This is a genomic window from Oxynema mangrovii CENA135 (assembly GCF_016632315.1).
GTDB classification, from domain to species: domain Bacteria; phylum Cyanobacteriota; class Cyanobacteriia; order Cyanobacteriales; family Laspinemataceae; genus Oxynema; species Oxynema aestuarii.
The window spans coordinates 543,875-569,341 of the sequence record NZ_JAEOXH010000003.1 but is presented as its reverse complement, the minus strand read 5'-3'; the positions used below and the strand labels follow the sequence as shown (position 1 = coordinate 569,341).

Sequence of the window (25,467 nt, the reverse complement as noted above, 5' to 3'; positions counted from 1 at the left end):
AGTTTATTAAATAGGACTTGTTATTTCTGGAGAACGTGGTAACTTGAGAATTAAGGACACGAGGCAAGAACTTCAAGCCCTCCAAAGAGTTGGATTAGGGTTTGTGTCCTTCCCACTCTAATCCCCCGTTCGGCAGAGAGTCCGAAGATAGCATCCGAGACAAGTAATGTGGCGGTTCGTTCCACGGAAGGCGGAAACCACAATTGGTCAAGTTAATAAGGAGTTGACTCGAACAATTGCCGGAAGAGAGCGGAAAGCCAAAACTGTGAGTCTGGTTAGACTAAGAGGGATGCGCCCAGTGTTGTAGTTTTAGTAGAACCGAGCGGGTCGCGTGTAAATCTCAGTCCGTCCATTGTCCAAATACAACTGAATCTCAAATCGATATCCATCAATCCAAAACCGAAAGGGTCTAGTCGCCTCCGACTGGACCCCATCTTATTGGGAAAAAAACTATTGGCCTAAATGCGATCGGGAGGGGCGATGGGCGATTTTGCCCCTCCGAGGGGTTGCACCCGATCGCCAACGACGCGATCGAGTGCAACCCATGAAGCCTTATTTACCCGAGAGCAGGGGGGTTGAAGTATCGAACAGATTGCTTTGGGCGAACCGTTCGAGGACTTGAGCGAGGCGATCGCACTCGGCAATCAAGCTGATGCGGACGTAGCCCTCGCCCCCGCTACCAAACCCATTCCCCGGCGTCACCACCACCCCGGCGCGATCGAGCAACAAGAGGGCGAATTCCGTCGAACTGATGCCCGGAGGACATTCGGCCCACAGGTAGAACGTCGCTTGAGGGTTTTTGACCTTCCATCCCAAGTCCGTCAGACCCTTCACTAAAAAGTCGCGACGCTTGCGATAGCGCTCTTGGACCTCGTGGATGTAGACATCGGGCAATTGCAACGCCGTCGCCGCCGCCGTCTGCACCACCGAGAACATGCCGTAATCGAGATTAGTTTTTAACGTGCGTAAATTGTTGACCACGCGATCGTTGCCGACGGCAAAGCCAACCCGCCACCCGGCCATATTGTAAGTTTTGGAGAGGGTGTGAAACTCGACGCCGATTTCCTTAGCGCCGGGAATTTCGAGCAAACTCGTCGGTTGGTAGCCGTCGAACGCCAGTTCCGCGTAGCACAAATCGTGAACGAGTAAAATTTCCCAACGGCGTGCGAAAGCGACGATTTCCTCGAAAAACTCGCGCGGGGCCGTCGCCGTCGTCGGGTTGTTGGGATAGTTGAAATAGAGGATTTTGGCGCGTTCCGCCACGCGATCGGGGATCGCGGCGAGATCGATGAGCCAGTCGTTGTGCGCCGAGAGCATTAACTCGTGAATTTGACCGCCAGCGATGAGCGGTCCTCGGAAATGAGCGGGATAGCCGGGAGAGGGGACGAGAATGAGATCTCCCGGGTCGATATAGGCTAAAGCGAGGTGGGTCAGACCTTCTTTAGAACCGAGAACCGGAAGGATTTCCGCTTCGGGATCGAGGACGACTTGATAGCGGCGGTGGTACCATTCGGCGATCGCCCGTCGGAAATAGATATTTCCTTTAAAATCGGGATAGCGATGGTTGTCCGGATCGTGCAGCGCCGCGATCGCCGCCTCTACAACGGCTTGAGGCGTCGGTCCGTCGGGATTTCCCATCCCCAAATCGATCAAATCCACCCCGCGATCGCGGGCTTCGGTTTTCAGTTGGTCGAGACGAGCAAAGACGTAAAGGGGGAGTTCCTGCAAACGACGGGCAGGATTAATCCAATCTAGACTCATGGGCTTTCTAGGCGGAGAACCCGCAAAATCTGAATAAAGAAGAATGAGAACAAATCGAGCGCGAGCGGCACAAAATCGTGGCCAACCGTTGATAGACGTTTATTCGGAGATGTTAAGTTCCCATCCGGTTCATCTCAAGTCCGAACGGGCTTGGGAATCCGAAGAGCAAACATCTCCAGAATCGTCGCCAGCAGCATCGCCAAGGTCTCTCGACATCGAGTCGATTCCCCCCCGGCGATTTTCTGCCGGGGCATTGGTTGACACCATTGCTGCCATGAGCTGTTCCGGAACCACCGCAAACGGTAGGCGGTGAATGTCCGATTTTGGATCGCAAGCGACCTGGGCCGCATGGTGCAACTCCCCGAGGGTAATATTTTCCAACCCTAAATCAGCTAACGTAGACGGCAGTCCGATCTCGGCATAAAACTCGATCAACTGTTGGCGGGCTGCACTGGCGAGTTGATGGCCACAGATCGTCTCTTCCAAACGCAGTTGCACTAAAATGCCGTAAGCCACCTTTTCCCCGTGCAACGTGCCGTGCGCCGCACTTAAGTGGGTCAAGCCGTTGTGGACCGCATGAGCGGCCACCGTGCGACACTGCGCTCCCCCCAGTCCGCCGATCGCCCCCGCCAGCAACACCGTTGCATCGACGACTTCCCGCCATACCGCCTCCCCGGGCCGTTCCAGGGCTGCCACTGACTTTTGCAAGAGTAAATCCCGCAAGACCCGGGCTTGTTGAACCGCCGCGACGATTAAGGTTTGCTCGCTGCGACCGCTACTGACCGAAGCTTCGTACCACTTGGCCAGGGCGTCGCCGATCCCCGCCACTAAGGTGCGTTGGGGCGCCGTCGCGATCAGGCTGTAGTCGAGAACGAGCAAGTCCGGGCATTTTGCCAGACCGACATCGTACAAAAAGGCGCCGTCGTCGGAGTAGATGTTAGACAGGGCCGTCCACGCCGCACAGGTCGCCGCCGAACTCGGGATCGTCACGACGGGTAAACCGCAGCTATAGGCGAGCAGTTTGGCCGCATCGAGGGATTTACCGCCTCCGGTGGCGACGATCGCATCGGCCTGATGGTCGGCGACCGCTTGCTTGAGACGGGCGAGGGTGGCTTCGCTACAGTCCGGGTTGTAAGTCGCTTGCGCCCAGGTTAACGGCTGCTGCTGCCAAATCGGCGCGAGGCGATCGACGACTAAGGAGAGGCTGCGATCGCCGCCGACGAGCAGGGGGCGCCGTCCCAAGCGGGCAATCTCGTCCCCGGCTTGCTCGATCGCGCGCACTCCTCGGATGACTCTAGCAGGGGCAATACTCAACGGGGGCAGTCCGGAAGCCGTTTCGTTCGGCGCGGAACACGGGGTAGAGTTGTGATGGGACATACGGCAAGAATCTCTGCTGGGCTGCAATAGGTCAATGCAGTAACGATAACTTTACTGTATTGGGGGGATCGGTGTTAATCCACAAGATTTCGGATAATTTTTCAGTTTCGGTCTGGAGTGGGTCAGGGGATCTTGATGGATTGCAGTTGGGACTCGGAAGTGGGGAAGTTTTTCCCCGAAATCTAAAATCTAAAATCTAAAATCTAAAATCTAAAACCTAAAATTAAAGCCCCCTGCGGAGGCTTTAAGACGTCGGGAGGCGTTCACGAAGCAGGGGATTTAGGCAGTTCGGCCAGTTTTCGATCGTCGATCTCGACCGTCATGTTCTCGTCGTCGCGGACGAACAACGATCGCCGCACTTCGCCGATATATAAAGGTTTCGAGACGCCTTCTCGGGGATGAACGATCGCCCGGGCCCGGATCCGCAGATCGTCGGTTCCCTGACTCATCCGACCGGGAGAAAACAGATCGCTGGCGGCTTGTTGCAAAGTCGCTTCGAGTTCGGAGCGCGAAATCGTCGGCGGGACGGCGATCGTAGCCTGTTCGGCGCCGTTATCGTAAACGACGGTAAAGCGAACGGCGCCGGGAATCTCGACCCGAGAGATCGGCACCAGACCGAGGGCAAATAAGCCCGCCGTCAGCACGATCGTAAATCCGGTGGCGCCGACGAGGCGAAAGCGGATTCCCCATTTGAACAGAAAAGCCGCGATCGCTAACAGGGCCAAAACTCCGGCCAAGGCGGCAGACCAAGCGGAAGCGGTTAAAAATTCTTCGGTAGTTGGCATGATGGCAAATCTGGAGGTGGGAGTCGTTTGAGGGGATATTCTGGCTCAGGATTCGGCTTCGTTGCTGACAAAACTGTTAGCGTCGGTTCCGGTCGCTTCGAGAGCGGCTTTGAGCGTGTGCCAGCAAAGGTTAGCACATTTGATGCGCACCGGGAATTGAGCGACCCCTTGCATGACGTTGAGTTTGCGCTGTTCTTTCGGAAATTCGGCTTCCCCTTTCATCATGTTTTGGAAACGCTGCACCATTTCCAACGCTTCGTCAATCGCTTTACCGCGCAAGGCATCGGCCATTAAATCGACCGAAGCCATTGAAATCGCACAGCCTTCCCCTTCAAACTTGACATCGGCAATGCGATCGCCCGTCTCGTCGAGCTCCACGGTCAGTTCGATCGTATCGCCGCAGGAAGGGTTGTGACCGCGCTGCTGGCGGTGAATCGGGTTGGTTTGGCCGCGATTGCGTGGATTTTTATAGCGATCGAGGATAACTTGTTGGTATAAATCGCGCAGGTTGCCCAGAGTCATAGTCCGTCGTTGAAAGGTTTGAAGTTTTGTTTACTTTCATCCTATCAGGGGGCGTCGGGGGTCGGAATCGGCATTCGGGGTTAAAAACAGGTTTAGGTTCGCGAAAGGAGGACGAGCGATCGCCTCCAGTTCCCCCTTCTCACCCGATCGCCTCCTCAATAATCGGATTGAATTCCCATAGCAATTGGGCGTAAAAACTCAAAAATTCCACAATTTGCGGTTTGACGACCTCGCCGAACTGTTCGACTTCTTCCGGTAGCACTTTCGGTAACGGTTTGGTCAGCAGATAACGACTGGAACTGTAATCCATTTCGACAAATTCCAAGCTTTCGCGATCGGCCAATTTATCCGTCAACAATTTGCAAAGATTGTAATCGGATGATTTCACGTAAAATTGAGGTGGATTTTCTCGTCCGAAAAGGCGATTGGGGGTGACCCCTTCCAGACCGATCGATAAAACAAATTCCTCGTATGGAGAAACCCAATTTTGATTGGCAATATAAATTTCTGACTGCTCGTAAGCCACAAAACTCCACTCATTTTTCCACCATGCCTGTTTGACTAACTCGGACTCGATCGCCGCGAGAAATTCCCCGATTTCCCGTTCCAATTGAGGCTCGATTTCTAGCAATTCTCGATAACTTTCCCAATGGCGAGCGAGCAGAAGGCTCTCTGGCGAAAAAATGTCCATAAACGATCCTAAACGTCTAAAACTGAGAAACGATTTCGATCCAGTCTATCAAAAGCAGTTTGACTTTTACCCGGTCGATCTCGGATAAAATTTCCGAAAAAGCGCGGGCGAGGTCGCCGTAGGAAAGGAAATGCCAATTGTGGGGATCGCTCGGGCGATCGCCTCGGGTTTGAGGGGTTAAAAACAAGGCAAATTGTCGGGAATTGGGAATCTTTTGTGCGAAGCCAAAGCGACGCATTTCTAAAAACTGGCGTTCGAGTTGGCGCGCGTCTTCCCGACCGAAGAGATTGGCTTCGATAACGATTAAAAATTGACCGCTTCGATACAGAGTCATCCCCGGAGTAAACTCGTAGGGACTGCCTTCTTTAACGACGCGATATCCTCGCTCGATCGCCGTCGGCGGCAACTCTACATCGCAACAAGAAATCAAAGTTTTGGCAAATAGGGAGCCTTGGGCGTGACTGCCACTCGGGTCTAACAACCACGCTAAAAACTGGCGGTGACTGGCTTCACTTTTTGCCAGATTAAAAAGAGAAAACAAGTTCAATTCGCCCCGACGATGGCGACGATCGCCCTCGGGAAGGGCTTCAAATTCAGTGAAGAGGGCGTCGAGGCGATCGCGCCGTTGTTGACCCGATCGATCGCGCAGTTGAGAAAACGCCCTTAACAAGGCGCCAGTCGCTTCGAGAGATTCGCTCATGATTGGAGGGTACGGCAGGGGCGATCGCGCTCATCGTCTCCAAAGGAGAATCGCGCGCAAGTCTGTCCGCCAGACTTGCAACCATTACCCCCGCTCCGGAAGCGGTAAGGAGAGGCAAAACTTGCTTCCCCGACCGAGTTGGGAACTGAACTCCAGGGTTCCACCATGTTGCTGGGCAATTTGGTAGCAAATCGCCAGTCCCAAACCCGTTCCTTTCCCGGGGGCTTTGGTTGTAAAAAACGGATCGAAAATTTTGGCTTGAATTTCGGGGTCGATTCCCGGTCCGTTGTCGGTAATTTTAACTTGAATGCGGTTATCCTCGACCAATCGCGTTTGAATCGCGATCGTCGGCATTTTGCGGCTACTCTCGTCAGTGCCGATCCCTTCTAAAGCGTCGATCGCGTTATCGAGTAGGTGCATGAACACCTGATTGACCTGGGCCGGAGCGCATTCGATCGCGGGTAAATCGCCATATTTTTTGACGATCTTAATCTTGTCTTTCAAGCGGCGATCGAGCAGAAATAAGGTGCTGTCGATCCCCTCGTGGAGGTTGACTCGTTTGACTTCGGCTTCGTCGAGGCGGCAGAAGTTTCGCAGGGCCATCACCAGTTGGCGGATGCGTTCGGAACCGCTTCTCATCGAACAAAGCAGACCCGGGAGGTCGGTCATTAAAAAATCGAGGTCGATTTCTTCAATCCGGCGGGCGATCGTCGGGTTGGGTTCGGGATACTCTTGTTGGTAAAGCAACACCAAGCCGAGCAAATCTTGGATATAGTGGCTGCTGTGTTCGATATTGCCACTGATAAAACTCACCGGATTGTTGATTTCGTGGGCGAGTCCGGCGACCATCTGCCCCAAACTCGACATTTTCTCGCTTTGGATTAACTGAGCTTGGGTGGTTTGGATCGCTTGAATTTGCTGTTGAACCGTAGAAATCAGTTGGTTGAGGGAGGTGGCGAGTAAGCCGATTTCGTCTTCGCCGATTTCGGGGGCGCGCAGTTTGTAGTTGGCTTGTTGGGAGGCGCGACGGGCGACGTGGACGATCCACTCGATCGGATGGGCGATCGCCCGACTGGTGTACACCGCCAAGGCGACGGCGATCGCGGCGGAAACCAGCATACTCCATCCGGTAATTTGCTGGCGCAAACTTTCCGCTTTCTCAAAAGTCTCGTTGGCGAGCCGTTCTTGGGTTTTGGCGGCTTCGATCCGTCGGTCGATCGCCTGGTAGAGTTGCTCGATGGGAGCGATACGGGTTGCGCGATCGCCGTTCTCTCCATCGGAGACGGCGCCCGGCTTGGGGTCGTAAGCAGCCTTCAATTGTGCGATTTGGGCCGGGGTCACCGCGCCGGAGATCGGCGAGGGGGCGGTGGCGAGGTCGTGCAGTTGGGCGAGCAGATCTTCGACCCGTTCGAGGTCATCGCCGTCCGACGGACTCAAGCCCTCTTGCCGCGCACGCACGGCGAGGACCGTATGTTGCAAGTCTAACAGCAGTCGTTGTTCTTCGTGAGAACGGATCGATTGTTCTCGGGCCTGGCGGGTGTAGCGATCGCCGATCTCCAATCCGACCCCCGTTCCTACCATCGCAATCGCGATCGTCACCGCGTATCCGTAACAGATTTTTTGTTTGATACTCAAACGCCGGACTTTTCGGGTCCACGTCCCGATCGCCCGCAAGACAGAACCGCTCAGAATCGAGGCCGAGAACCGATTTGCCAGGGTGGGCCGCTTGGCAGTTTCGAGAGATTGGTAGGAATGTTCGAGCTGCATAGACACGAAAGAGTGCTGGGGTTGGATGGAGGACGAGGGAAAAAGGCTAACAATAAGTACCTGTAAAGGCGCCGAACTAGCGAGCCGATCGGGTGAGCTGGGAGCGACCCAACGAGATCGCCATCGAAACCAGAAACCCCCCATCGGACATTGTTAATTTTTTATAAAAAAAACTGGTTGAAACCAGTTTACATGATACCCAAACCCCATCGAGAGATCGCTATCAATTTTCAGTAAATTTTCGGATAAATCTTCACTTTAGGGAGAAAAATACGAAGGGGGCGCTCCCCTTGTTAGACCCCGGGCGATCGCCCCCCTTCCCTCGCCATTTTAAACCCTATTTTAAGCCGCCGTTTCCAGAGAAACGGTCTTTTGACTTTTAATCGGAATGACAATCGCAAACTCGGTTCCTTCCCCCGGTTCCGAAAACAGTTCGATGCGCCCTTGATGTTTGTCGATAATTTGATAAGAAATCGCCAACCCCAAACCCGTCCCTTTCCCTACAGGTTTAGTGGTAAAAAATGGATCGAACAGTTGATTTTGTAAGCTTTTCGGGATTCCCGGTCCGTTATCTATAATGCGGATGCAAACCTCTTTGCGATCGAGCATTTCCGTTCGCAGGGTAATCGTCGGCGACTCAATCCCCGGCCCGCTTTCTTGAAGGGCATCGATCGCATTCGCCAACACATTCATAAACACTTGATTCAGTTGAGCCGGATAACATTCGATCGGGGGAAGATCGCCGTAACGTTTGACAATCTCGATGCCTTTACGGATGCGATTATTCAAAATTAATAACGTACTCTCCAATCCTTCGTGAATATCCACGGGTTTGAAATAACTTTCATCCAACCGCGAGAAGTTCCTCAGAGAAACAACAATTTCCCGAATTCGTTCCGTCCCCATTTTCATCGAAGTTAAAATTTTCGGCAGATCTTCGGTTAAAAAATCTAGATCGATCGCCTCGACTTCGGCGGCGATCGCTGCCGTCGGTTCGGGATATTCTTGTTGATAAATTCCCAATAATTCTAACAAATCTTGGGTGTAAGATTTGGCATGTTCGAGATTACCATAAATAAAATTCACCGGATTGTTAATTTCGTGCGCCAGTCCCGCCACCATTTGTCCGAGACTGGACATTTTTTCACTTTGAATCAGTTGCGCTTGAGTGTGTTTGAGTTCGTGCAGCGCCTCGGAAAGTTCTCGCGTCCGTTCTTCCACACGCTGTTCTAAAGTCGCGCGCGCCCCGTTGAGTTCCCGGGTATAATCCCCCATCCAACGCACCATCTGATTCAGGGAACGCGCCAATAACCCCACTTCATCGTCAGTTAAAACTGGGGCGACTAACTTAAAATTTGCCCTTTCGGTGACCTGTTGCGCCACTTCACTGACCCAGCGAATCGGACGGGCGATCGCCCGGCTCGTCTGCCACGCTAAAATAATGGCGATCGCCGCCGATAATAACATACTACTGACAATTAATTGCAGGCGTAATGTTTCGGCTGCATTCAGTTTTTGCGTCGCCTGCATTTCTTGAGTCTTCGCCCGGGCGATCGAACGGGTCAGAGTTTCCGCCAATCTTTCAAATTCAACCGTTAACTGAATCGCTTCCGGTTGACTCGTCGCATCGAGCAGTTGTTGTTGAGCTTTGGGAATATCTTCTTCTTGTAAAGCAGGCGGATCGATTTGTCGCCAAATCTCTCGAATTTGTCGCGAGTACGCCTGGGTTTTCTGCTCGTAAGCGGCTAATAACGCCTTAAATTCCCGACTGTCAACATCGAGAATTTTACTGTTCGTTCCTTGAACTTGTTTAAGATCTTTTATAACTTCTTCGATCCGATGGACGTCGGCAAAAAATTTAGAGCTTTCGTACTCAAACCAAATCGAATTGCCAAAAACTGTAACTAATCTTTGGGGATGCGATCGCATTCTCAAGACCGCATTATCTAATTCGCTCAATAAATATTGTTGTCGGTAGGCGATTTTGAGCTGTTGCGATGCGTCTCTTTGTTGGTAATCGCCCAAACTCAAGCCAACCGTCGTCCCTACAACTCCAATCCCGATCGCTAAAGCATATCCGTAACGGATTTTTTGCGAAATTTTTAACCGATCTAAAAAACCGCGAAAACCGCCGCCCGTTCTCTTCGCGAAACAAGGGACACATTCGCTATTTTGCGGCGCGATCGCTTCGGGTTGGGGCGATCGGTGGCGATCGGGTTGCCGAGGCTCTGAAAGTTTGCTAGATTTCTGGGAAAGCATAATCCGAAAGATCCTACCTTGCTTCGTTCATCACTTGTCATCCTTTAAATAAATTTGTTATCAATCTTGATTATAAACTCGATCCGATCTTTTCTCTCTCTCGATCGCCTTATCTTTAAAGTTAATTTGCTTTAGTAGTTCTATTTTTAATCTTCCTCGATCGCCAGGTTAAACAGAGATTAACTCGTTATTAAAATTGATTTAATTTCCTTCAGCCGCTTCTCTAAACTACGATAGAAGGCAAGACTCATTTCTGGGAATAGCCCTCAGAGACCGCTTTCTAATCTCGATCTTCAGGGATTGGGCGTTGAAAAGATATCCGCCATTATACGGAAATTTGGGTTTTGTATTAGGATAGGACGATCGCGAGGATCGAAAAATCTGACAATCATCCCAAAAATCGCCCTATTTTGCTGCGAAAGAGCGATTTATAGAGAGAAGCGATCGCTCGAAATGGAGGCGATCTCCTTGACCAAATTGACTCAATTATTGAAGAAAATCACCTTGTCCGATCGCCCGATAAACTTCGCGGATCGGGTCGTAATCGGCATCATTGGCTGATACTAATTGGGAATTTTTATATTTAGCATTCGCTTCCGGTGTGGAGAGTGCTTCAATAAGTTGTTCTTGCGACTCAAGTAGTCGCGATCGGATATAGTCGATCGTCGCTGGGGGCGTATAACTATTGACCATAAAAACATCACTCGGTAAGAGATCTCCCCGTTTCAGGAGGGGAAAATCAGCCTCGGTAAGATTGGCGCTTTTTAAAAACTGTTCGTAATCCACAATCGGTCCACCCCACGCATCGACAGTTCCCTGTTTGAGTGCGTCTAGAGACCCTTCTCGTCCTAACATCACGACTTCATAATCGGTTTTGGGATCTAATCCAGCATCGATTAAAAACTTGGTCGGTCCGAGGTGTCCGCTTGTAGAACCGAGTTTGAGCATGGCAATTTTTTTACCTTTCAAATCCGCAAGAGATTTAATCTGAGAAGTCCCTGAAATGGCGATCGCGGATCGGTAATTCGGACGGGTGATGGCAATAACGGGAATCGCATTCGTCCGAGTGTGAGTCAGAACGTATTCCGCAGGTCCAGTTAAGACTAAATCGACTTTATTGTTTTGAAGGGCGATCGCCGAAGCGGTATAACTGTCAACGGGGAAAAACTCAATCGGGATGTTTAAGGCAATTTCTAATTCCTGACGAAATACTTCGTAATCCCGTTGGAGATTGTCAATTCCTTGAACATCAGTAACGGCAAATCTAAGTTTTTCAGGTAATTTTAACGAGCTAGTGTTTGCTTCGGGCGATCGGCTATTAACTGCACTACAGCCTGCTAGAAACAAGAGAAAATATCCAATAAAAGAGCGTCTTTTCATCAAATTAAATTCTCCTTAAATATTAGATAAGTATGAGAGAGTTGTGGCGATCGCCCCAAAAACGGAAATCTATCTAGTTAGAATCGATTTCATCTCGCGAAAAAATACAATTTTCAAACAATTTTCAAAGTTTAAATTATCGATCGCTTAACGACGATCGCCCAATGATAAAATTACGGGAGGCTATCCGTATAACCAAAATTATGGTATAAGTGAACGATCGCCTCGTATTGAGAAGCATCGAACTCAACAAAACGAGAATTCCGGTATTTCTGATTGCCTTCCGTAGCAGCGATCGCCGTCAATAACTTGTCTTGTGCATCAAACATTCGAGTTTTAATTTCTCGTGCAAATTCTTCTCCCAATTGTTGGTTGACTAAAAAAATGTCGTCGGGAAGGAGTTCCCCGCGTGCGATAATCGGAAAGTCGGTTTCGGAAAATTCCTCGGAATTAAAAAAGGTTTGGTAGTCGGTTAACGATCCGCCCCAGGCATCGACTTCGCCGTTTTTTAGGGCTTCTAAACTACCTTCTCGTCCTAGCATAACGATTTTACAATCCGATTTAGGATTTAACCCGGCATCGAGTAATAATTTAGTTGTTCCTAAATGTCCGCTTGTCGATCCAACTTTGACCATAGCGATCGTTTTTCCTTTTAAATCGGATAGGGATTTAATTCCACTGACCGCCGCTACGGCGATCGCCGAATAATAGTTCGGTCGGGTAATCGAAAGAATCGGCAATTCTCGCGATCTCGTGGAAATCAGAAAATATTCCGATGGTCCGGCGAGGACGAGATCGACTTTATTTAATTGAAGGGCGATCGCCGCATCGGTATAATGTTGGACGGGAACGAAATCGATTTTCTTTTCTAAAACTTCCTCCAAAAGTTGCCGAAATTGTTCGTAATCCCTTTTTAACTGTTCTTCTCCTTGAACGTCGGTGACGGCAAATCTCAATCGATTGAGTTCGTGCAAAGTTGCCGGGTTCGATTGGGGAGGGGAACGACGTTTGAATAACGTACAGCCCGTTAGCCAGAGGAAAAACAGGCCGATATACGCGATCGCATGACGTCGTTTCATCATTGGAAATTCAAAAAGAAAATCTATTTTAAGTCTGACAGATCGGCAAAGAAAGACGCGATAACAAGCGATTAAAATTTTATTATTATTCGGTTAAACTTCTGGGTTCTCCAAAGTTAAATGAATTAATAAAAAACAATTGTTAATTTATTTTCTGATTTATTGTATTTTTTTGAGTTTTCTTATCGATCGAATCAATAGTCCGGACAGTTTTTGGGTGCTGTCGAATCGACTCGGCCAGACAAACACGTAAACAGTCCCGGAGATTGGTAGCCCCGTCTCTTTAGAGCACGGCCCAAAAGCGACTCGTGCGACTTTAGCCGCAGTATAGTATCATCGAGCCATCTTCTCTAAGACCCGAATGAAAGGGGCTTAACATCCCGCGAGGGCCTTTTATCTTATCAAAAAAACTGGGTTTTAAACCCCGTCCTTTTGAAGTGAAAAGTGAAAAGTGAAAAGTGAAAAGTTACTATTCACTTTTCACTTTTCCTTCGCCGACGGTGAGAACGATGAGGAAACCGGTTGAACGTCCTACTGGGCGATCTCAAGAGCCTAACAGTCAATGGGGTAAAAGTCAGTCCAAACTGTAAGGACGCCAAGCCATGAAATAGGGTAGGGCATCCCCAAATTTACGCTGGTGGGAGTGACTCGTTAAGAGGCTTGCTTGAGAGAGTGTAGTCTCCGTCGCTTTAGGGCGGAGAAGGTCTGATAAAATCTAAAATCCCAACCCAAAACCCCAATCTCAAATCTCAAATCTCAAATCCAAAACCCCCCACCAACGCATCGGTAGGGGGTTTTTTCAGTTCGACCTAACTTAGGCGAGCCATTCTTGAACGGCTTCTTCTTTGGTGTTGGTATGGCGGGACGGAGTTTCGCGATTGAACTTCATGTGGATCGATCGCATTTGCTCGCCGTCGGCGGCGACCGCCATAATCGGATAGTCGATTAACCCGTCTTGGAACGACATCTGGAAGCGGAAAGTGCCGTCGGGATTGAGCTTGATCGGACGTCCGCCAATGGTGACCGTGGCATCGGGTTCGGTGGCGCCGTAAACGATCAACTCGGCATCGGCGACCAGCCAGAACTGACGGGGACGAATCGGCGGGGCGGAGGCGGAGAAACCGACGCCGGACATACCGACTCCGGACATATTCATGCCGACGCCGGACATGCTCGGAACGGCCCACATGCCGACACCGGACGGGAACACGTAGGAGCTGATCGATTCGGACGGCGCCATCGAACCGGGGACGTGCTGCATGGAACCGAACAGGGATCCGGCGACGCGCTGGGCTTCGGCGCCTTGGGCCATGCCGAAGATTTTGTCGTAGATCGGGCTTTCGCCAGCCGCCACTTTTTTGCTGGGGGGAACGAGTTCGACGAAGGTTTTACCGCGCAAGTCTTCTTCCCAATCGACAGTGATAAATTGGTCTTCGATCCAGTCGGAGGGATAGACGGGCGGCACGTGAACGGGGGCGGAACGGGCCAACACGAGCCAGCGACCGTCCGCGCAACGGTAACCGATATCTACCACGTAGTCGCGATCGCTCACCGGAATCGGCAAGTACCATTCGCGAGCTAATTCGTCGCAGGGATACTCTTGGATGCTGTGGGGGCTTTGAAATTCGAGATTGATGTCGGTGACGTCGTACAAGCGCAAGGCCAATTGCTGACCGCCTTGCTTGCGCATTTCTTCTTTATGCTCGTTGGAGACGTCCCAGTAGGCGTAAGACCATTGGGGGTCACGGGGCATCAGTACGATACGGCTGGTTCCGTAGCCGTCGGGTAAGTCGTTCAACCCTTCATCGACGGAGGCGAGAGTCCCTCCGGTGCGATCTTCTTGACCGAGTTCAAATTTTGCAGCTTCCACTTCTTCCTGCGCCTCCAGAGTAGTAGTTTGACCTTGAGCTTTGGTACGTTGCTTATCTTCGATCGCCGCGAGTAGTTGCGCTTTTCTCATGCGACTGTAGCGGGAGATGGCATATTCGCTGGCCACTTTACGGAGTTGCCGCAATGTCATCTCTTGTAAAGGGGGACGTTCTTTTGCCATGAGTTTGGCCTCCTGTTGGTTAGACGGCAGGTAAAGCAATTTAGAGCTGACATGAGCTCGATCGCCTTGATTTCTCAACCTGCTTGGGTAATGACACTTCTTTTGGCCTGGGTGCGCCGGATCGATCGCGATCCGAGAGCTGACGATCCGATTGGGTTTGGAGAAAGGGCGGCCAAATGCTCGATCGGGGTGAGGCGGGTGCATCTCCCCCGCAGGCTCGATGACATCAGTTGGTTTGTTATTTCGAGGGGAGGGCAACGTCGGGTTCTAATCCGTGGCGCCCTCCTAGTAACCTCGTCGATTTTGCAGTTTCCTCGCTTGATTTAGGCGGAGTTTTATCGTCGATTTACAAAAAAGGTACGGTCTGGTTCGGTCGATCCATCGGATGCACTTTCGAGTGTCCTCGCGCGCTTTGGCGTCCGATTCCAGATGACGGTCTGGGGATCGCCGGGATCGCTTTGTTAAGTCTATGTTGCAGAAAACTCTCGCTGGGGTCAAGGGGTCTAAAGGTCGATTCTGTCGGCGATCTACGAATTTATAGGCAACGTGGGGATCGTAATGTCATCAAATTTTGATATTTTGCGCCCCGATGCTCCCGATCGTCTGCCCAATTTGTCATGGTCTTATAACAAAACTTGAAAACCCTTGAAAAATAAGGCATTTGAGCGACTGATACCGGAAGGGCGATCGGGAGGCTCTCCGGTTGAGATCCCCACGAGCTGCCGAGTCCCGGGGATGCGATCGGCGACGGGAGAGGCGGGAGTTCCCGGATTTTAAATCATGCAAGCTTATGAAAAATATAACTTTCCTTAATCTTCGAGCGGCGATCGCCCGTCCGCCATAACAAAGGGGTCAGGCGTGGTGACCTGACCCCTCGATCTCGAACCATTGAGACGAATAATAATCGGAAGCAGCTTCCCTAAAAACGGCCTAACCTTCGCTGAGAATCGCCCAATCGCGAACCTTCCAGCGATCGCCATCGCGCATCAACTGGTAGCGAATCCGCAAATTATCCTCGCGGGTGCGACTCGGCTGACCGTTCTCGAACAACTGCCCCGATTCGACCACTTGCGCCTCGACCGTCGCCTGATTCGGATCGGTTTCGCTGACCTTCAACTGGCTGACCTCTTCGAGTTGGTGTTGATATTCCCAATGCCAATTATCCCGGCGAGCATCTTGGGCTCGTCGCTGCCATAACGACAACGCCGGATCCACGAGAACATCGGAGAGCCGATCCACCTGGTGATCTTTGCCCAAGGCTTGGGCTTTCACCGAGAACCACTGGCGGATCGTCTGAGCCGCTTTGTCTTCCGTCAGTGGACCTCCGAGAGCGAGTTCCTCCGGTTTGGGTCGATCCGGGAGCATCACCGGGCGATCCAAACGAATATTCAACTGTTCGCCTTCAAGGGATGGACCGCGAGCGAACAAAGCGCGCACGCCGCCGAAGATCAGACCGAGTAAAAACCAGAGGAAGAGCAGGGCAAAAATGCCCGCCGCACCGAGCAGTAAGAGGCGACTAACTTTGAGCGATCGCCCCCGTCCGGCGCCGCGACGAGTACGACGGGAATGACTGCCATCGGAACCGTCGCCACTGCGAACCCGCGTTGCCACGGGTAAACGCGATCGCTCCTCCCCACTTCTCAGGGGTAATTGGGGTTCCCAACCCGGGGGACGGCTGGCGCCACTGCCGGGAGAGCTGCGGCGGGGGGAATCGCCGACTCGTTCCGGATTGTAATCCCGTCGGGCGTGGGGAAGGGACGCCAACGAAGTGCCTCGGTTCCCCTCCGCCAGTCGCGCAGACGGTTCCCCAGACGAAGACAAAGCCACTGGAGAATAAGCATTTCCCGGGGGGCGATCGCTCAACCGAAACGAAGCGCGCACCGCCGAATCCGGTCTGGGCTTGGGTTCCGGCAGACCCACCGTAAGCGGGGGATTCGACTGAGCCAGAGGCACCCACTCGTCCACCTCCTGGCTAGAAGTTTCCGGCAAGCCTTCCAAATAGCCCTGAACTTGTTCGTCGGCAAAATAATCCTTCAACGAGGCGCGATCGCTCGCCAAATCGCGAAAATGGGGAAACACCTCCCCTTGCAACCACCGTTCCGCATACAGGCACAATCCCGGCAGCAAATCCGGCGCATCTTGAGACTGTTCCCGGATAAACGCCAGGGGTTCGCGTTCCTGAGTTAACTCCAAAACCTGGGACGCTTCCTCAGTTTGACCGAGCAGCAAAGCGCAGACTGCCTGCTCCAAATGCACGTCCTGACGCCGCCCCAAATGAGCCAGCATCAACTTCGCCCGCCGAATTAACGACGGTTGGCGCGTGGCAAACCCCCCCGCCACTAAAGCGTAGACCGCTAAATAAGTCGCCACCGCCGACGGACGCCGCGCTTCCGCTTCAAATAATTCTTGCTGTTCCGCCGCCGTCAAATGGCCGCGCAATTGTTGGATAAACCGCAAAAAGTCATCTACATTCAAGCCGGATTGGTCGTTCCCGGTTCCGTCGATACCGCCGCGTTCTTCGAGCATTTCTTGCAGCAGCCGTAACCCGCGTTGCCGTTCCTTAACCTTCGTTTCCGGCAGGGCGAGTAACTCCAAAATCCGGTAGGGACGAAGTTTGTAGAGATCCGAACCCATTTCTCCGCGCAGGTTGGCAAACAGCCCTTCGCTCAGTAACAGATCTTGACCCGTTTCTAAAGATTTAGCCGCACTTTCGTACTGGCTTTGCTGCCACTGTTCCCGTCCGAGTTCCAAACAGGCTAAAGCCACGGTCAAGACGATATCGGGAACCACGAGGTTCGGATCCCCGAAGCGCCCGTTTTTGAGACTGATATTGTTAGCACTCAGAATCGGCAGGCCCAACTTCAAGACCAGTTCGTATTCGCCCAGTTCCTGGAGGATCGACAAAGCGCCGACAAATTGTTCCGGTTCGATTTCGATACTCGGCGTACTGCTCGATTCCGATCGCGCCCCCTTGGCCCACAGATCTCGCCCGGAAGGATCCCCGACCTCTCGTTCCGCATCGTAGGATTTGGCGAGAAAATTGGCATCGTAGATTTGGCGTTCTTCCGGATCGGACAACACGGCGTAAGCTTCGTCAATCAGCCGCTTGCGCTCCACGGTGGCCACCTCGGAATATTCCCGACGGGGGAGTTGTTGCACGCGATCGCGATGAGCTTGCTGTAATTGTTCGGCAGTAGCCTGTATGGGCAAACCGAGAATCCTGTAATAATCGAGTGGAACTAGCACTGTCTACTTCCCCACCAGTGAGCGACCAGACGGACTGACAAGAGGATCTCCAAAACTCTACAATGGTGCGATAATTATAGCCTCTAGATTCTAGTGTAAAAGTTTGAAACTTTATTGGTAAGTAGCAAAAGCGAGTCGATCGCGAATGGGCGTTCAGTCGCAGAGGCAACGGTAACGCGCTTTACCCGCCTCCCGAGTCGGGGAGATGGAGCGAATGGGTTGGTTGCGATCGTACCTCCAGGTAACAAGTTCTCGTTTAGCCTGTCAACTGGGGCGATCCGTCAGAGGCGTCGCTAAGCGCAAGGCGCACGCTGCGCGAACGCGATCGCGGTGGTTCGGAGCAATGATATGTTGAAGAATGACAATTCTGGGTATTGTTGCGAGGGAACGAGTTAATCGATGATGCAAGAACGGACTTTACCGAAATTTGAGGCCACGGCAGCAACGATCTCGAAAGAGGACGGATTGATGCTGTACGAAGATATGGTCTTGGGCCGCTTTTTTGAAGATAAGTGCGCCGAAATGTACTATCGCGGCAAAATGTTTGGCTTCGTCCACCTCTACAATGGCCAGGAAGCGGTTTCGACGGGGGTCATTCGGGCCATGCGTCGCGACGAAGATTTTGTCGCCAGTACCTACCGCGATCACGTTCACGCCCTCAGTGCGGGGGTTCCCGCTCGCGAAGTGATGGCGGAACTGTTCGGGAAGGCGACGGGATGCTCGAAAGGTCGCGGCGGTTCGATGCACTTATTTTCTGCAGAACATAACTTGCTCGGCGGTTATGCGTTCGTGGCGGAAGGGATTCCGGTGGCGACGGGGGCGGCGTTCCAAAGTCGTTACCGCCGCGATGCCCTCGGCGATCCCAAAGCGGACCAGGTGACGGCGTGTTTCTTCGGCGATGGCGCTTGCAATAACGGTCAGTTTTACGAATGTTTGAATATGGCGGCGCTGTGGAAGCTGCCGATTCTTTACGTGGTCGAGAATAATAAGTGGGCGATCGGAATGGCCCACGAACGGGCGACCTCGGAACCGGAAATTTATAAAAAGGCCAGTGTTTTCGGTCTCAAGGGCGTTGAAGTGGATGGAATGGACGTGCTGGCGGTGCGTGCGGCAGCCCTAGAGGCGGTGGAACGCGCCCGTGCGGGGGAAGGCCCGACGTTGATCGAGGCGTTGACCTATCGTTTCCGGGGTCACTCCCTGGCGGATCCCGACGAGCTGCGATCGAAGGAAGAGAAGGATTTTTGGCACGCTCGCGATCCGATCGCCCGTTTGGGAGCGCATTTGTTAGAACACAATTTAGTTCGACAAGAGGAACTCGACGAGATCGAGAAGCGAATTCGCCAGGAAATCGAGGAAGCGGTGGAGTTTGCCGAAAGCAGTCCGGAACCGGATCCGAGCGAACTGCGCCGCTATATTTTTGCGGAAGATTAAACGGCGCCAGGTCACGAAATTGCCTTTGAACTTTCGTGTTTTGGGAATGTCACCGGACATTCCTATTTTTTTTCGATCGCCATAATTTTTACTCGATTTGTTTGCGCTTGATGGCGATGGTTTGCGTATGCTTTACCGAATTTTACGTATTGATTACGTATTTATACGGTTTGGTTAATCGCAGTCAACGCGGATCGGGCGATCGCCGCCCCCTGGAGGTGAGCGATCGCTGCTCCCTGCCCCCGTCGGCGACTTTTCGAGAGGGCGATCGTCGAAAACAAGCTAAATTAAGGGTCTTACCCCTTTATCCCTTCACCACTCATGCCCCTTTTGGCCTCTCGGAACGGCATAATTCTTAAAAAAAAATTAATAAACTTGACTTTTACTTGAAAATAGATTATCCAGGAAGAATGCATCCGTGAATTTACGGATGCGGTCACTCTCCTGAAGGGAAATTGCCCGCAGTTTAGGGCGTCTGTAGGGCCCTTCACGTGCCAGCCTCCTACGTTAACCTCCGTGCGATCGCGCAGGCGTCGAAACGGAGTCTAATTTGGGGATTGCATCTTGATTGAGTTTCACACTTCAATAACTTGAGGACTGGGATGATGATCGAACTCCTGTTTTATTCTTTGGTGGTTTCTTACGTGGCGATGTTAACAAAAGCCTCGTTAGTGGAAAAGTAAATCTCGGTGAAGGGTTCCCTCTTTTTTGCGACAGGATTCGAGAGAATTCAAGAGAGTACGAAATTTTGAGAAATGGACGGTGCAACGGCGCCGAACTCAGTCGAGGATCGCCCGCCCAATTTAGCGAAAAGTCTGCATAAATTTGCGATCGATGCGATCCTTCCACTGCCACAGCAGGCGGTTGGGACCGCAGCCGAAAGCGCCACGAGAGGCGATCGCCCGTCCCGTTCCCGTGCCGATCAGGGTGAGGAACTGGGTTTGCGGTCGGAAAGGTTGCGGGAGTCGATTCTGCAAAAATAGGCGTAAATTGCGATCGAGGGGCGGACCCTGGCGCACGGCGAACACCCCTGCTTTCGGACGGGGATGGTTCTGCATCGTGGCGATATCTCCCGTAGCGAAAACTTCGGGATGAGAGAGCGATTGCAAGGTATCGCCGACGAGGATAAACCCGGCTGCATCAGTGGCCAAACCCGATCGCGCGATCCAGTCCGGCGCCGAGGCTTGGGTGACCCAGAAGACGCGATCGCACGCCACACAGAAGCCAGAAGCGCACTGAAGAGCGATCGCCCCCCCTTCGCGAGTTAAGCCAGACACAGTTTCGCCCAAATGGAGGTGAATCCCGCGATCGCCTAACAAGCGGGTCAGCGTGGTGCGGACGTAGGGATTGTGACTGGGGAGAAGCTCGCGACCGCGCTGGAATAAGTGAAATTCGAGAGAAGAGCGATCGCCGGGAGGGAGTTGGCACCACAAGCGCGCTTGCATCGATAAGATTAACTCGACCCCTCCGGCGCCGCCGCCGACCACCGCCAAACGCCAACGTCGGTTGGGTTCGGCTTGGACGCGATCGAGCAGTTCGGACCAATGCTGGAGTAACTGGGGTACGGGTTTGGCGGGGATGGCGTAGTCGGCGGCGCCGGGAGTGGCGATCGTGGCGGGAGTGCTACCGATATCGATGGAGAGAACGTCGAAGGGAATCGGGGGGCGATCGCCACAAATCACCCGACGATTTTCTAAATCCAAGCCGACGGCGCGATCGAGGACGAAGCGCGATCGCGCGAACTTCGCCAACGGTTCGAGGTCGATATGGACTTCCTCAAAGCAGTAAAATCCGGCGATATAGCCCGGTAGCATCCCGGAATAGGGGGTATGGCGGACATTACTGATTAAGGTAACGTTGACGTCGGCTAAAGGCTGCTTTCCCCATAAGTTCAAGGCGATCGCGTGACTGTGACCGCCACCGATGAAGACCAGATTTTGAGAAAGTTCTGGCATATGCTTTGCGGGTATTTGTTGCTCGAAGATCTTGGAACTAGATCCAACCTGACGACCGCCCCCCAATCTAGGGTAAAACCGATCGCCTCCCGATGGCGGCTGAGCGACCCGAAATCGGCAATCCTCTCGGGATCTAGCGGCTAAAACCGAAAAGCTCAAGATTTCTTGTTATTCTGATATTCGTCTGCGCGCTTTGCGCTTGGCGTCTCCCCAGGAGAATCGCACGGAAGGGATGGACGGAAGGATGGAAACCCCAGAAATCAACAGGGTCAATAAGAACGGAAAACCCAATAATTGAGTTGAGACAACATGATCGAGGTAGAGCAGTTAAGTAAGATTTACGGTTCGACCAAGGCGATCGAAGACCTCTCGTTTCAGGTGGAACCGGGAGAGATCCTCGGCTTTTTAGGGCCGAATGGGGCCGGAAAAACGACCACCATGCGAATTTTGGCCGGATATTTGCCTGCGACGAAAGGAACGGCCAAAATTGCCGGGTATGAAGTCCACGAAAACTCGATGGCGGTGCGCCAGCGCATCGGATATTTGCCCGAATCGCCGCCGTTGTACCTCGATATGACCGTCGAGGGTTTTTTGCATTTTGTCGCGCGGATCAAACAAGTAGCGGGGGGCGATCGCCGCGATCGCGTCAACACGGCGATCGCCCGTTGTAACTTGGAAGAAAAACGCAACATCGCGATCGGCAAACTCTCGAAAGGCTTTCGCCAGCGTGTCGGAATTGCTCAGGCGATCGTTCACGACCCCCCGGTGATTATCCTCGACGAACCGACCGTGGGATTAGACCCGCGCCAAATTATTGAAGTCCGCAATCTGATTAAAAGTCTGGCGGGAGAACATACCATCATTCTTTCGACCCATATTTTGCCCGAAGTCAGCATGACCTGCAGCCGGGTAGCGATTATCAATCGCGGCAAAATGGTGGCTACGGGCGGGATTGAGGAGTTGATGAGTCAGTTGACCGGGGGAACCTCTTACGATTTAGAAGTGGAAATTCCGCCGGAGAAAGATTGGGGAAACTTGTTCGAGTCGTTGCAAAACTTGCCCGGAGTCAGCGAGATTCAAGCCCTCGATCCGCAAGGGGGCGAACCTCACCAGCCATTGCGCGTCATCGCCGAATCGGGAGAAGAACCCGGACCCGATGTAGTCGGGGTTTTGTATGCGGCGGGCTGTCGCTTGCACGAAATGCGCCGTCACCGGGCCAGTTTGGAAGAGGTGTTCTTGCAGTTGACCACCGAGGAAGATCGGACCGTGGCGGCGTCGGAAGCGGCGGGGGAAACCGACAGCGAAACCCTGACCCGAGAATCGGCGGAAACAGAGGAGTCTTCCCCAGCAGCAGAAAGCGAGTCCGACGGGGCGCAGGTGGAGGCGGAAGCGCCAGAAACGGCTGAAATGACGGAAAATGAGGAAGTTCGGGAGGGGTGAGCAGGCGATCGCCCCAAGGGTAGAAGTCCCTAGGGGTCGATCTCTGCTACGCTACTGGCGCGATCGCCCCTTCGCGATCGCCTCACTCGTCCGGGTTTAGGAGAATAAGAGTTATGGGAACGATCGTCGGTAATATTATTGCGATTTACCGCAAAGAGTTACAAAGTTATTTTCAGTCGCCCCTCGCCTACGCGATCGCCGGGATTTTTTGGTTGCTCTCCGGCTTTTTCTTCGTCGCCATCCTCCTCGGTCCCGAGGGGATCGTCCAACAAGTCGCGATGATGGAAGCGCAAGCGCAACAAATGGGATTTAGAGTTCCCCCGGTGGATGTCGCCTATGAATTTTTACAAATGTTTTTGCAGGTGATGGGGTCGGTTTCTTTATTTATTTTGCCGATCTTGTCCATGGGACTCTACGCGGAAGAACGCAAACGCGGAACACTCGAACTGCTGGCGACTTCACCGATTACGAACTGGTCCGTAGCGACGGGCAAACTGTTAGGCGTGGTCACCTTTTTTGCGACGACGATCGCCCCTTTGCTCGGGTTGGAGGCGATCGCCCTGAGTGCTGCCAATCCGCCGATGCCCCTCGCCGTGCCGCTTTTAGGTCACCTCGGCTTAATTTTACTCGCCGCCAGCGTCTTGTCCTTGGGAATGTTTATCTCGTCGCTGACCGACAGCACGATTTTATCGGCGATTCTCACCTTTGCTTTAGTCTTATTTTTGTGGGTCATCGACCTCCTGGCGAACAGTGTCGGCGGTCCGGTCGGCGACGCTTTAACCCATTTGTCCCTGTTAAAGCATTACGAAAATTTGATTAAAGGAGTTGTCGATCTCAGTAGCTTAATTTTGTTTGCCAGTTATATCGTTTTAGGCGTCTTTCTCAGCGCCCAATCGATCGACGCCCTCCGCTTTCAACAAAGCTAACGCCCACTACTCGCGCCCACACGAAATCCTCTCCACACCGCCTTTATTTCTCCGACCATGCAACAGAATAACAAGTCATCTGGGTTGACAAAACTCATTCCTTATGCGTTTCCGATCGGGCCGTTATTGGCGATCGCGGGACTTTCAGCCGGATTGGTCTCGGGAAATTGGGGGCCGATTCCCACGGGATTGGTCGTCGGTGGGATTGCCGTCTTTATCGTCTGGTTGCTGCTGGCGCTGATGTTTGCTGAGGGGTTTTGGAACAAGCGATCCACCGAAGTCGGCACCAATGCGGCGATCGCCACCCTATCGATCCTAGTCGTTTTAGGATTGCTCAACAGCATCGCCTTGCGAAATCCCGTCAGATTGGACCTCACCGAAAGCCAGCGTTTTACTCTGTCTCCCCAATCGCAGCAAATCGTCAAGAATTTACCCCAACCCGTCACCGTCACCATTTTCGATCGCGCCCCCAATCCCAGCGATCTCGAACTCCTGCAAAACTATCAGCAACAAGCCCCTCAACAATTTGATTTTCGCTATATCGATCCGGAACAACAAATCTCTTTAGCCCAACAGTTTGAAGTCAAAAGCTTTGGGGAAGTTTATCTCAATTCCCGCAATGGCGAAAAACGTCAATTCGTACAACAAATTAATCCCCAATCCAGACTGACTGAAGATCGACTGACCAGCAATTTAGAGCAGTTCATCAGCGATCGTACCTACACCGTTTACTTCCTTCAAGGTCACGGCGAACGCCCCCTCGAAGCCGGAACCCCCGGATCGATGTCCGAAGCCGTCAAAGCCTTAGAAGAAAGCAATTTCGTCACCGAACCCCTTAACCTCGCCGAACGCACCGAAATTCCCGAAAATGCCTCCGCTATTATCGCCGCCGGTCCCAAACAACCCCTATTTGAAGGCGAAATAGAGGCATTAAAAGCCTATCTGAATCGTGGCGGCAGTCTGTTACTGCTGATCGATCCCGAAACGAACCCCCAACTCGGTAGCCTTCTAGAAGAATGGGGCGTCCAACTCGAAGATGCCTTAGTCATCGATGCGTCCGGTAGCGGGCGTTTAGTCGGTCTCGGTCCGGCGATTCCGCTTATTTCCAACTACGGCAATCATCCCATTGTTAGAGATTTCAGTAATGGCTATTCTTTTTATCCCTTAGCCCGTCCTTTACAACTCGAAGAAGTCGAAGGCGTCGAACAAACTCCCTTATTAATTAGCGCCCAAGAAAGTTGGGCCGAAACCAATCCCGAACAACAACAACTACAATTCGACCCGGAACGCGATCGAAGAGGACCGTTAACTTTGGGAGTCGCCCTCACTCGTACCGTAGACGAAGCCACCGATTCTCAATTACCTGCACCTCCAGAAGCGACGGAATCTCCAGAAGCAACTGAATCTCCAGAAGCGACCGAATCTCCAGAAGCGACGGAGTCTCCAGAAGCAACTGAATCCCCAGAAGCGACCGAATCCCCAGAAGCGACCGAATCTCCAGAAGTGACCGAATCCCCAGAAGTGACCGAATCCCCAGAAGCGACCGAATCTCCGGAAGCGACCGAATCTCCAGAAGCGACGGAGTCTCCAGAAGCGACGGAGTCTCCAGAAGCAACCGAATCCCCGGAAGCTGAAGAAGAAACTGCGGAACAAACACCAGATTTGGATAAACAGGCGCGAATGGTCGTGATTGGGAATTCCGAATTTGCAGCAGACGGACGCTTTGAACTGCAACTCAACGGCGATGTTTTTCTCAACTCCGTGAATTGGTTGAGCAAACAAAATGAAGAAACCCTTTCCATCCGACCGAAAGAAGCAACGCGGCGCCGGATTGAAATGCAACCCGCACAAGCACGATTGTTAGCATGGATGGCGATCGCGATTCTACCGCTTATCGGCTTTATCAGTGCCGCACTTTTATGGTGGAAACAGCGATAATTGGATTTTAGATTTTAGATTTTAGATTGAGAGATGAGAAAGCTTTGACTGAATTCTGATTTCTAAAATCTTCTCGGAAGTGGGTAAGATGCGAGGAACATGCGGGTCTGATGCCCGCAGTAAAGGCTTTATAGCTTTTTGATTTTTGCTCTTACCTGTT

The 25,467-nt window shown here is 52.3% G+C and carries 18 protein-coding genes; 5 read left to right on the top strand and 13 right to left on the bottom strand.

What is annotated here, in order from left to right; translation table 11 throughout:
* Window positions 1–552: 552 nt before the first annotated feature.
* The 12 genes from JJD41_RS22045 to JJD41_RS21990 all read right to left on the bottom strand — a co-directional run bounded on the left by JJD41_RS22045 (window position 553) and on the right by JJD41_RS21990 (window position 17,617).
* The gene (locus tag JJD41_RS22045) at window positions 553–1,761 is read right to left on the bottom strand and encodes an aspartate aminotransferase (RefSeq protein WP_200669640.1); all 1,209 of its coding nucleotides are present in this window, start codon (window positions 1,759–1,761) and stop codon (window positions 553–555) included.
* 129 nt (window positions 1,762–1,890) lie between these two features.
* Window positions 1,891–3,138, bottom strand: a complete 1,248-nt coding sequence (locus JJD41_RS22040; protein WP_200669639.1) for an iron-containing alcohol dehydrogenase family protein — start codon at window positions 3,136–3,138, stop codon at window positions 1,891–1,893.
* Between the two features lie 263 nt (window positions 3,139–3,401).
* Window positions 3,402–3,923 carry a Ycf51 family protein gene (locus tag JJD41_RS22035; protein ID WP_168569845.1) on the bottom strand — a complete coding sequence of 174 codons (522 nt, stop codon included), beginning with the start codon at window positions 3,921–3,923 and terminating at the stop codon, window positions 3,402–3,404.
* Between the two features lie 45 nt (window positions 3,924–3,968).
* Window positions 3,969–4,445: a Fe-S cluster assembly sulfur transfer protein SufU gene (gene sufU / locus JJD41_RS22030; protein WP_200669637.1), complete on the bottom strand. Its 477-nt coding sequence runs from the start codon at window positions 4,443–4,445 to the stop codon at window positions 3,969–3,971.
* A 139-nt stretch (window positions 4,446–4,584) separates the two neighbouring features.
* Window positions 4,585–5,136, bottom strand: coding sequence for a hypothetical protein (locus JJD41_RS22025; protein ID WP_200669635.1), 552 nt, complete (start codon window positions 5,134–5,136; stop codon window positions 4,585–4,587).
* A gap of 16 nt (window positions 5,137–5,152) precedes the next feature.
* On the bottom strand, window positions 5,153–5,836 hold the full coding sequence (locus JJD41_RS22020) for a PD-(D/E)XK nuclease family protein (RefSeq protein ID WP_200669633.1): 684 nt from the start codon (window positions 5,834–5,836) through the stop codon (window positions 5,153–5,155).
* A gap of 84 nt (window positions 5,837–5,920) precedes the next feature.
* Complete coding sequence (locus JJD41_RS22015) at window positions 5,921–7,603, bottom strand: sensor histidine kinase (protein WP_234489118.1); 1,683 nt, start codon at window positions 7,601–7,603, stop codon at window positions 5,921–5,923.
* Between the two features lie 342 nt (window positions 7,604–7,945).
* Window positions 7,946–9,862 carry a sensor histidine kinase gene (locus JJD41_RS22010; protein ID WP_200669629.1) on the bottom strand — a complete coding sequence of 639 codons (1,917 nt, stop codon included), beginning with the start codon at window positions 9,860–9,862 and terminating at the stop codon, window positions 7,946–7,948.
* Between the two features lie 486 nt (window positions 9,863–10,348).
* The gene (phnD, locus tag JJD41_RS22005) at window positions 10,349–11,242 is read right to left on the bottom strand and encodes a phosphate/phosphite/phosphonate ABC transporter substrate-binding protein (RefSeq protein WP_200669628.1); all 894 of its coding nucleotides are present in this window, start codon (window positions 11,240–11,242) and stop codon (window positions 10,349–10,351) included.
* A gap of 173 nt (window positions 11,243–11,415) precedes the next feature.
* On the bottom strand, window positions 11,416–12,324 hold the full coding sequence (locus tag JJD41_RS22000; protein ID WP_234489058.1) for a PhnD/SsuA/transferrin family substrate-binding protein: 909 nt from the start codon (window positions 12,322–12,324) through the stop codon (window positions 11,416–11,418).
* A gap of 811 nt (window positions 12,325–13,135) precedes the next feature.
* The gene (locus tag JJD41_RS21995) at window positions 13,136–14,371 is read right to left on the bottom strand and encodes a DUF4912 domain-containing protein (RefSeq protein WP_200669622.1); all 1,236 of its coding nucleotides are present in this window, start codon (window positions 14,369–14,371) and stop codon (window positions 13,136–13,138) included.
* Window positions 14,372–15,301: 930 nt separating this feature from the next.
* On the bottom strand, window positions 15,302–17,617 hold the full coding sequence (locus tag JJD41_RS21990) for an IMS domain-containing protein (protein ID WP_200669621.1): 2,316 nt from the start codon (window positions 17,615–17,617) through the stop codon (window positions 15,302–15,304).
* A gap of 399 nt (window positions 17,618–18,016) precedes the next feature.
* Here JJD41_RS21990 and pdhA point away from each other — a divergent pair, with 399 nt between their 5' ends.
* A complete protein-coding gene (pdhA, locus tag JJD41_RS21985; protein WP_200669620.1) occupies window positions 18,017–19,048 on the top strand; it encodes a pyruvate dehydrogenase (acetyl-transferring) E1 component subunit alpha in 1,032 nt (343 codons plus the stop codon).
* A gap of 116 nt (window positions 19,049–19,164) precedes the next feature.
* The gene (locus JJD41_RS21980; protein WP_200669619.1) at window positions 19,165–19,407 is read left to right on the top strand and encodes a hypothetical protein; all 243 of its coding nucleotides are present in this window, start codon (window positions 19,165–19,167) and stop codon (window positions 19,405–19,407) included.
* Window positions 19,408–19,851: 444 nt separating this feature from the next.
* Here JJD41_RS21980 and JJD41_RS21975 read toward each other — a convergent pair whose 3' ends face one another.
* Window positions 19,852–21,003, bottom strand: coding sequence for an FAD-dependent oxidoreductase (locus tag JJD41_RS21975; RefSeq protein WP_200669618.1), 1,152 nt, complete (start codon window positions 21,001–21,003; stop codon window positions 19,852–19,854).
* 309 nt (window positions 21,004–21,312) lie between these two features.
* Here JJD41_RS21975 and JJD41_RS21970 point away from each other — a divergent pair, with 309 nt between their 5' ends.
* From JJD41_RS21970 to JJD41_RS21960, 3 genes are all read left to right on the top strand, one after another.
* Entirely contained in the window at window positions 21,313–22,443 is a 1,131-nt protein-coding gene (locus JJD41_RS21970) for an ABC transporter ATP-binding protein (protein WP_200669617.1), read from the top strand.
* 113 nt (window positions 22,444–22,556) lie between these two features.
* Window positions 22,557–23,369: an ABC transporter permease gene (locus JJD41_RS21965; RefSeq protein WP_200669616.1), complete on the top strand. Its 813-nt coding sequence runs from the start codon at window positions 22,557–22,559 to the stop codon at window positions 23,367–23,369.
* Window positions 23,370–23,426: 57 nt separating this feature from the next.
* A complete protein-coding gene (locus JJD41_RS21960; RefSeq protein ID WP_200669615.1) occupies window positions 23,427–25,307 on the top strand; it encodes a Gldg family protein in 1,881 nt (626 codons plus the stop codon).
* Window positions 25,308–25,467 lie beyond the last annotated feature (160 nt).

Coding starts and splice junctions, on each gene's coding strand:
- JJD41_RS22045 (WP_200669640.1), bottom strand. CDS start 1,761: ATGAGTCTAGATTGGATTAATCCTGCCCGTCGTTTGCAGGAACTCCCC.
- JJD41_RS22040 (WP_200669639.1), bottom strand. CDS start 3,138: ATGTCCCATCACAACTCTACCCCGTGTTCCGCGCCGAACGAAACGGCT.
- JJD41_RS22035 (WP_168569845.1), bottom strand. CDS start 3,923: ATGCCAACTACCGAAGAATTTTTAACCGCTTCCGCTTGGTCTGCCGCC.
- sufU (WP_200669637.1), bottom strand. CDS start 4,445: ATGACTCTGGGCAACCTGCGCGATTTATACCAACAAGTTATCCTCGAT.
- JJD41_RS22025 (WP_200669635.1), bottom strand. CDS start 5,136: ATGGACATTTTTTCGCCAGAGAGCCTTCTGCTCGCTCGCCATTGGGAA.
- JJD41_RS22020 (WP_200669633.1), bottom strand. CDS start 5,836: ATGAGCGAATCTCTCGAAGCGACTGGCGCCTTGTTAAGGGCGTTTTCT.
- JJD41_RS22015 (WP_234489118.1), bottom strand. CDS start 7,603: ATGCAGCTCGAACATTCCTACCAATCTCTCGAAACTGCCAAGCGGCCC.
- JJD41_RS22010 (WP_200669629.1), bottom strand. CDS start 9,862: ATGCTTTCCCAGAAATCTAGCAAACTTTCAGAGCCTCGGCAACCCGAT.
- phnD (WP_200669628.1), bottom strand. CDS start 11,242: ATGAAAAGACGCTCTTTTATTGGATATTTTCTCTTGTTTCTAGCAGGC.
- JJD41_RS22000 (WP_234489058.1), bottom strand. CDS start 12,324: ATGATGAAACGACGTCATGCGATCGCGTATATCGGCCTGTTTTTCCTC.
- JJD41_RS21995 (WP_200669622.1), bottom strand. CDS start 14,371: ATGGCAAAAGAACGTCCCCCTTTACAAGAGATGACATTGCGGCAACTC.
- pdhA (WP_200669620.1), top strand. CDS start 18,017: ATGATGCAAGAACGGACTTTACCGAAATTTGAGGCCACGGCAGCAACG.
- JJD41_RS21980 (WP_200669619.1), top strand. CDS start 19,165: ATGGTTTGCGTATGCTTTACCGAATTTTACGTATTGATTACGTATTTA.
- JJD41_RS21975 (WP_200669618.1), bottom strand. CDS start 21,003: ATGCCAGAACTTTCTCAAAATCTGGTCTTCATCGGTGGCGGTCACAGT.
- JJD41_RS21970 (WP_200669617.1), top strand. CDS start 21,313: ATGATCGAGGTAGAGCAGTTAAGTAAGATTTACGGTTCGACCAAGGCG.
- JJD41_RS21965 (WP_200669616.1), top strand. CDS start 22,557: ATGGGAACGATCGTCGGTAATATTATTGCGATTTACCGCAAAGAGTTA.
- JJD41_RS21960 (WP_200669615.1), top strand. CDS start 23,427: ATGCAACAGAATAACAAGTCATCTGGGTTGACAAAACTCATTCCTTAT.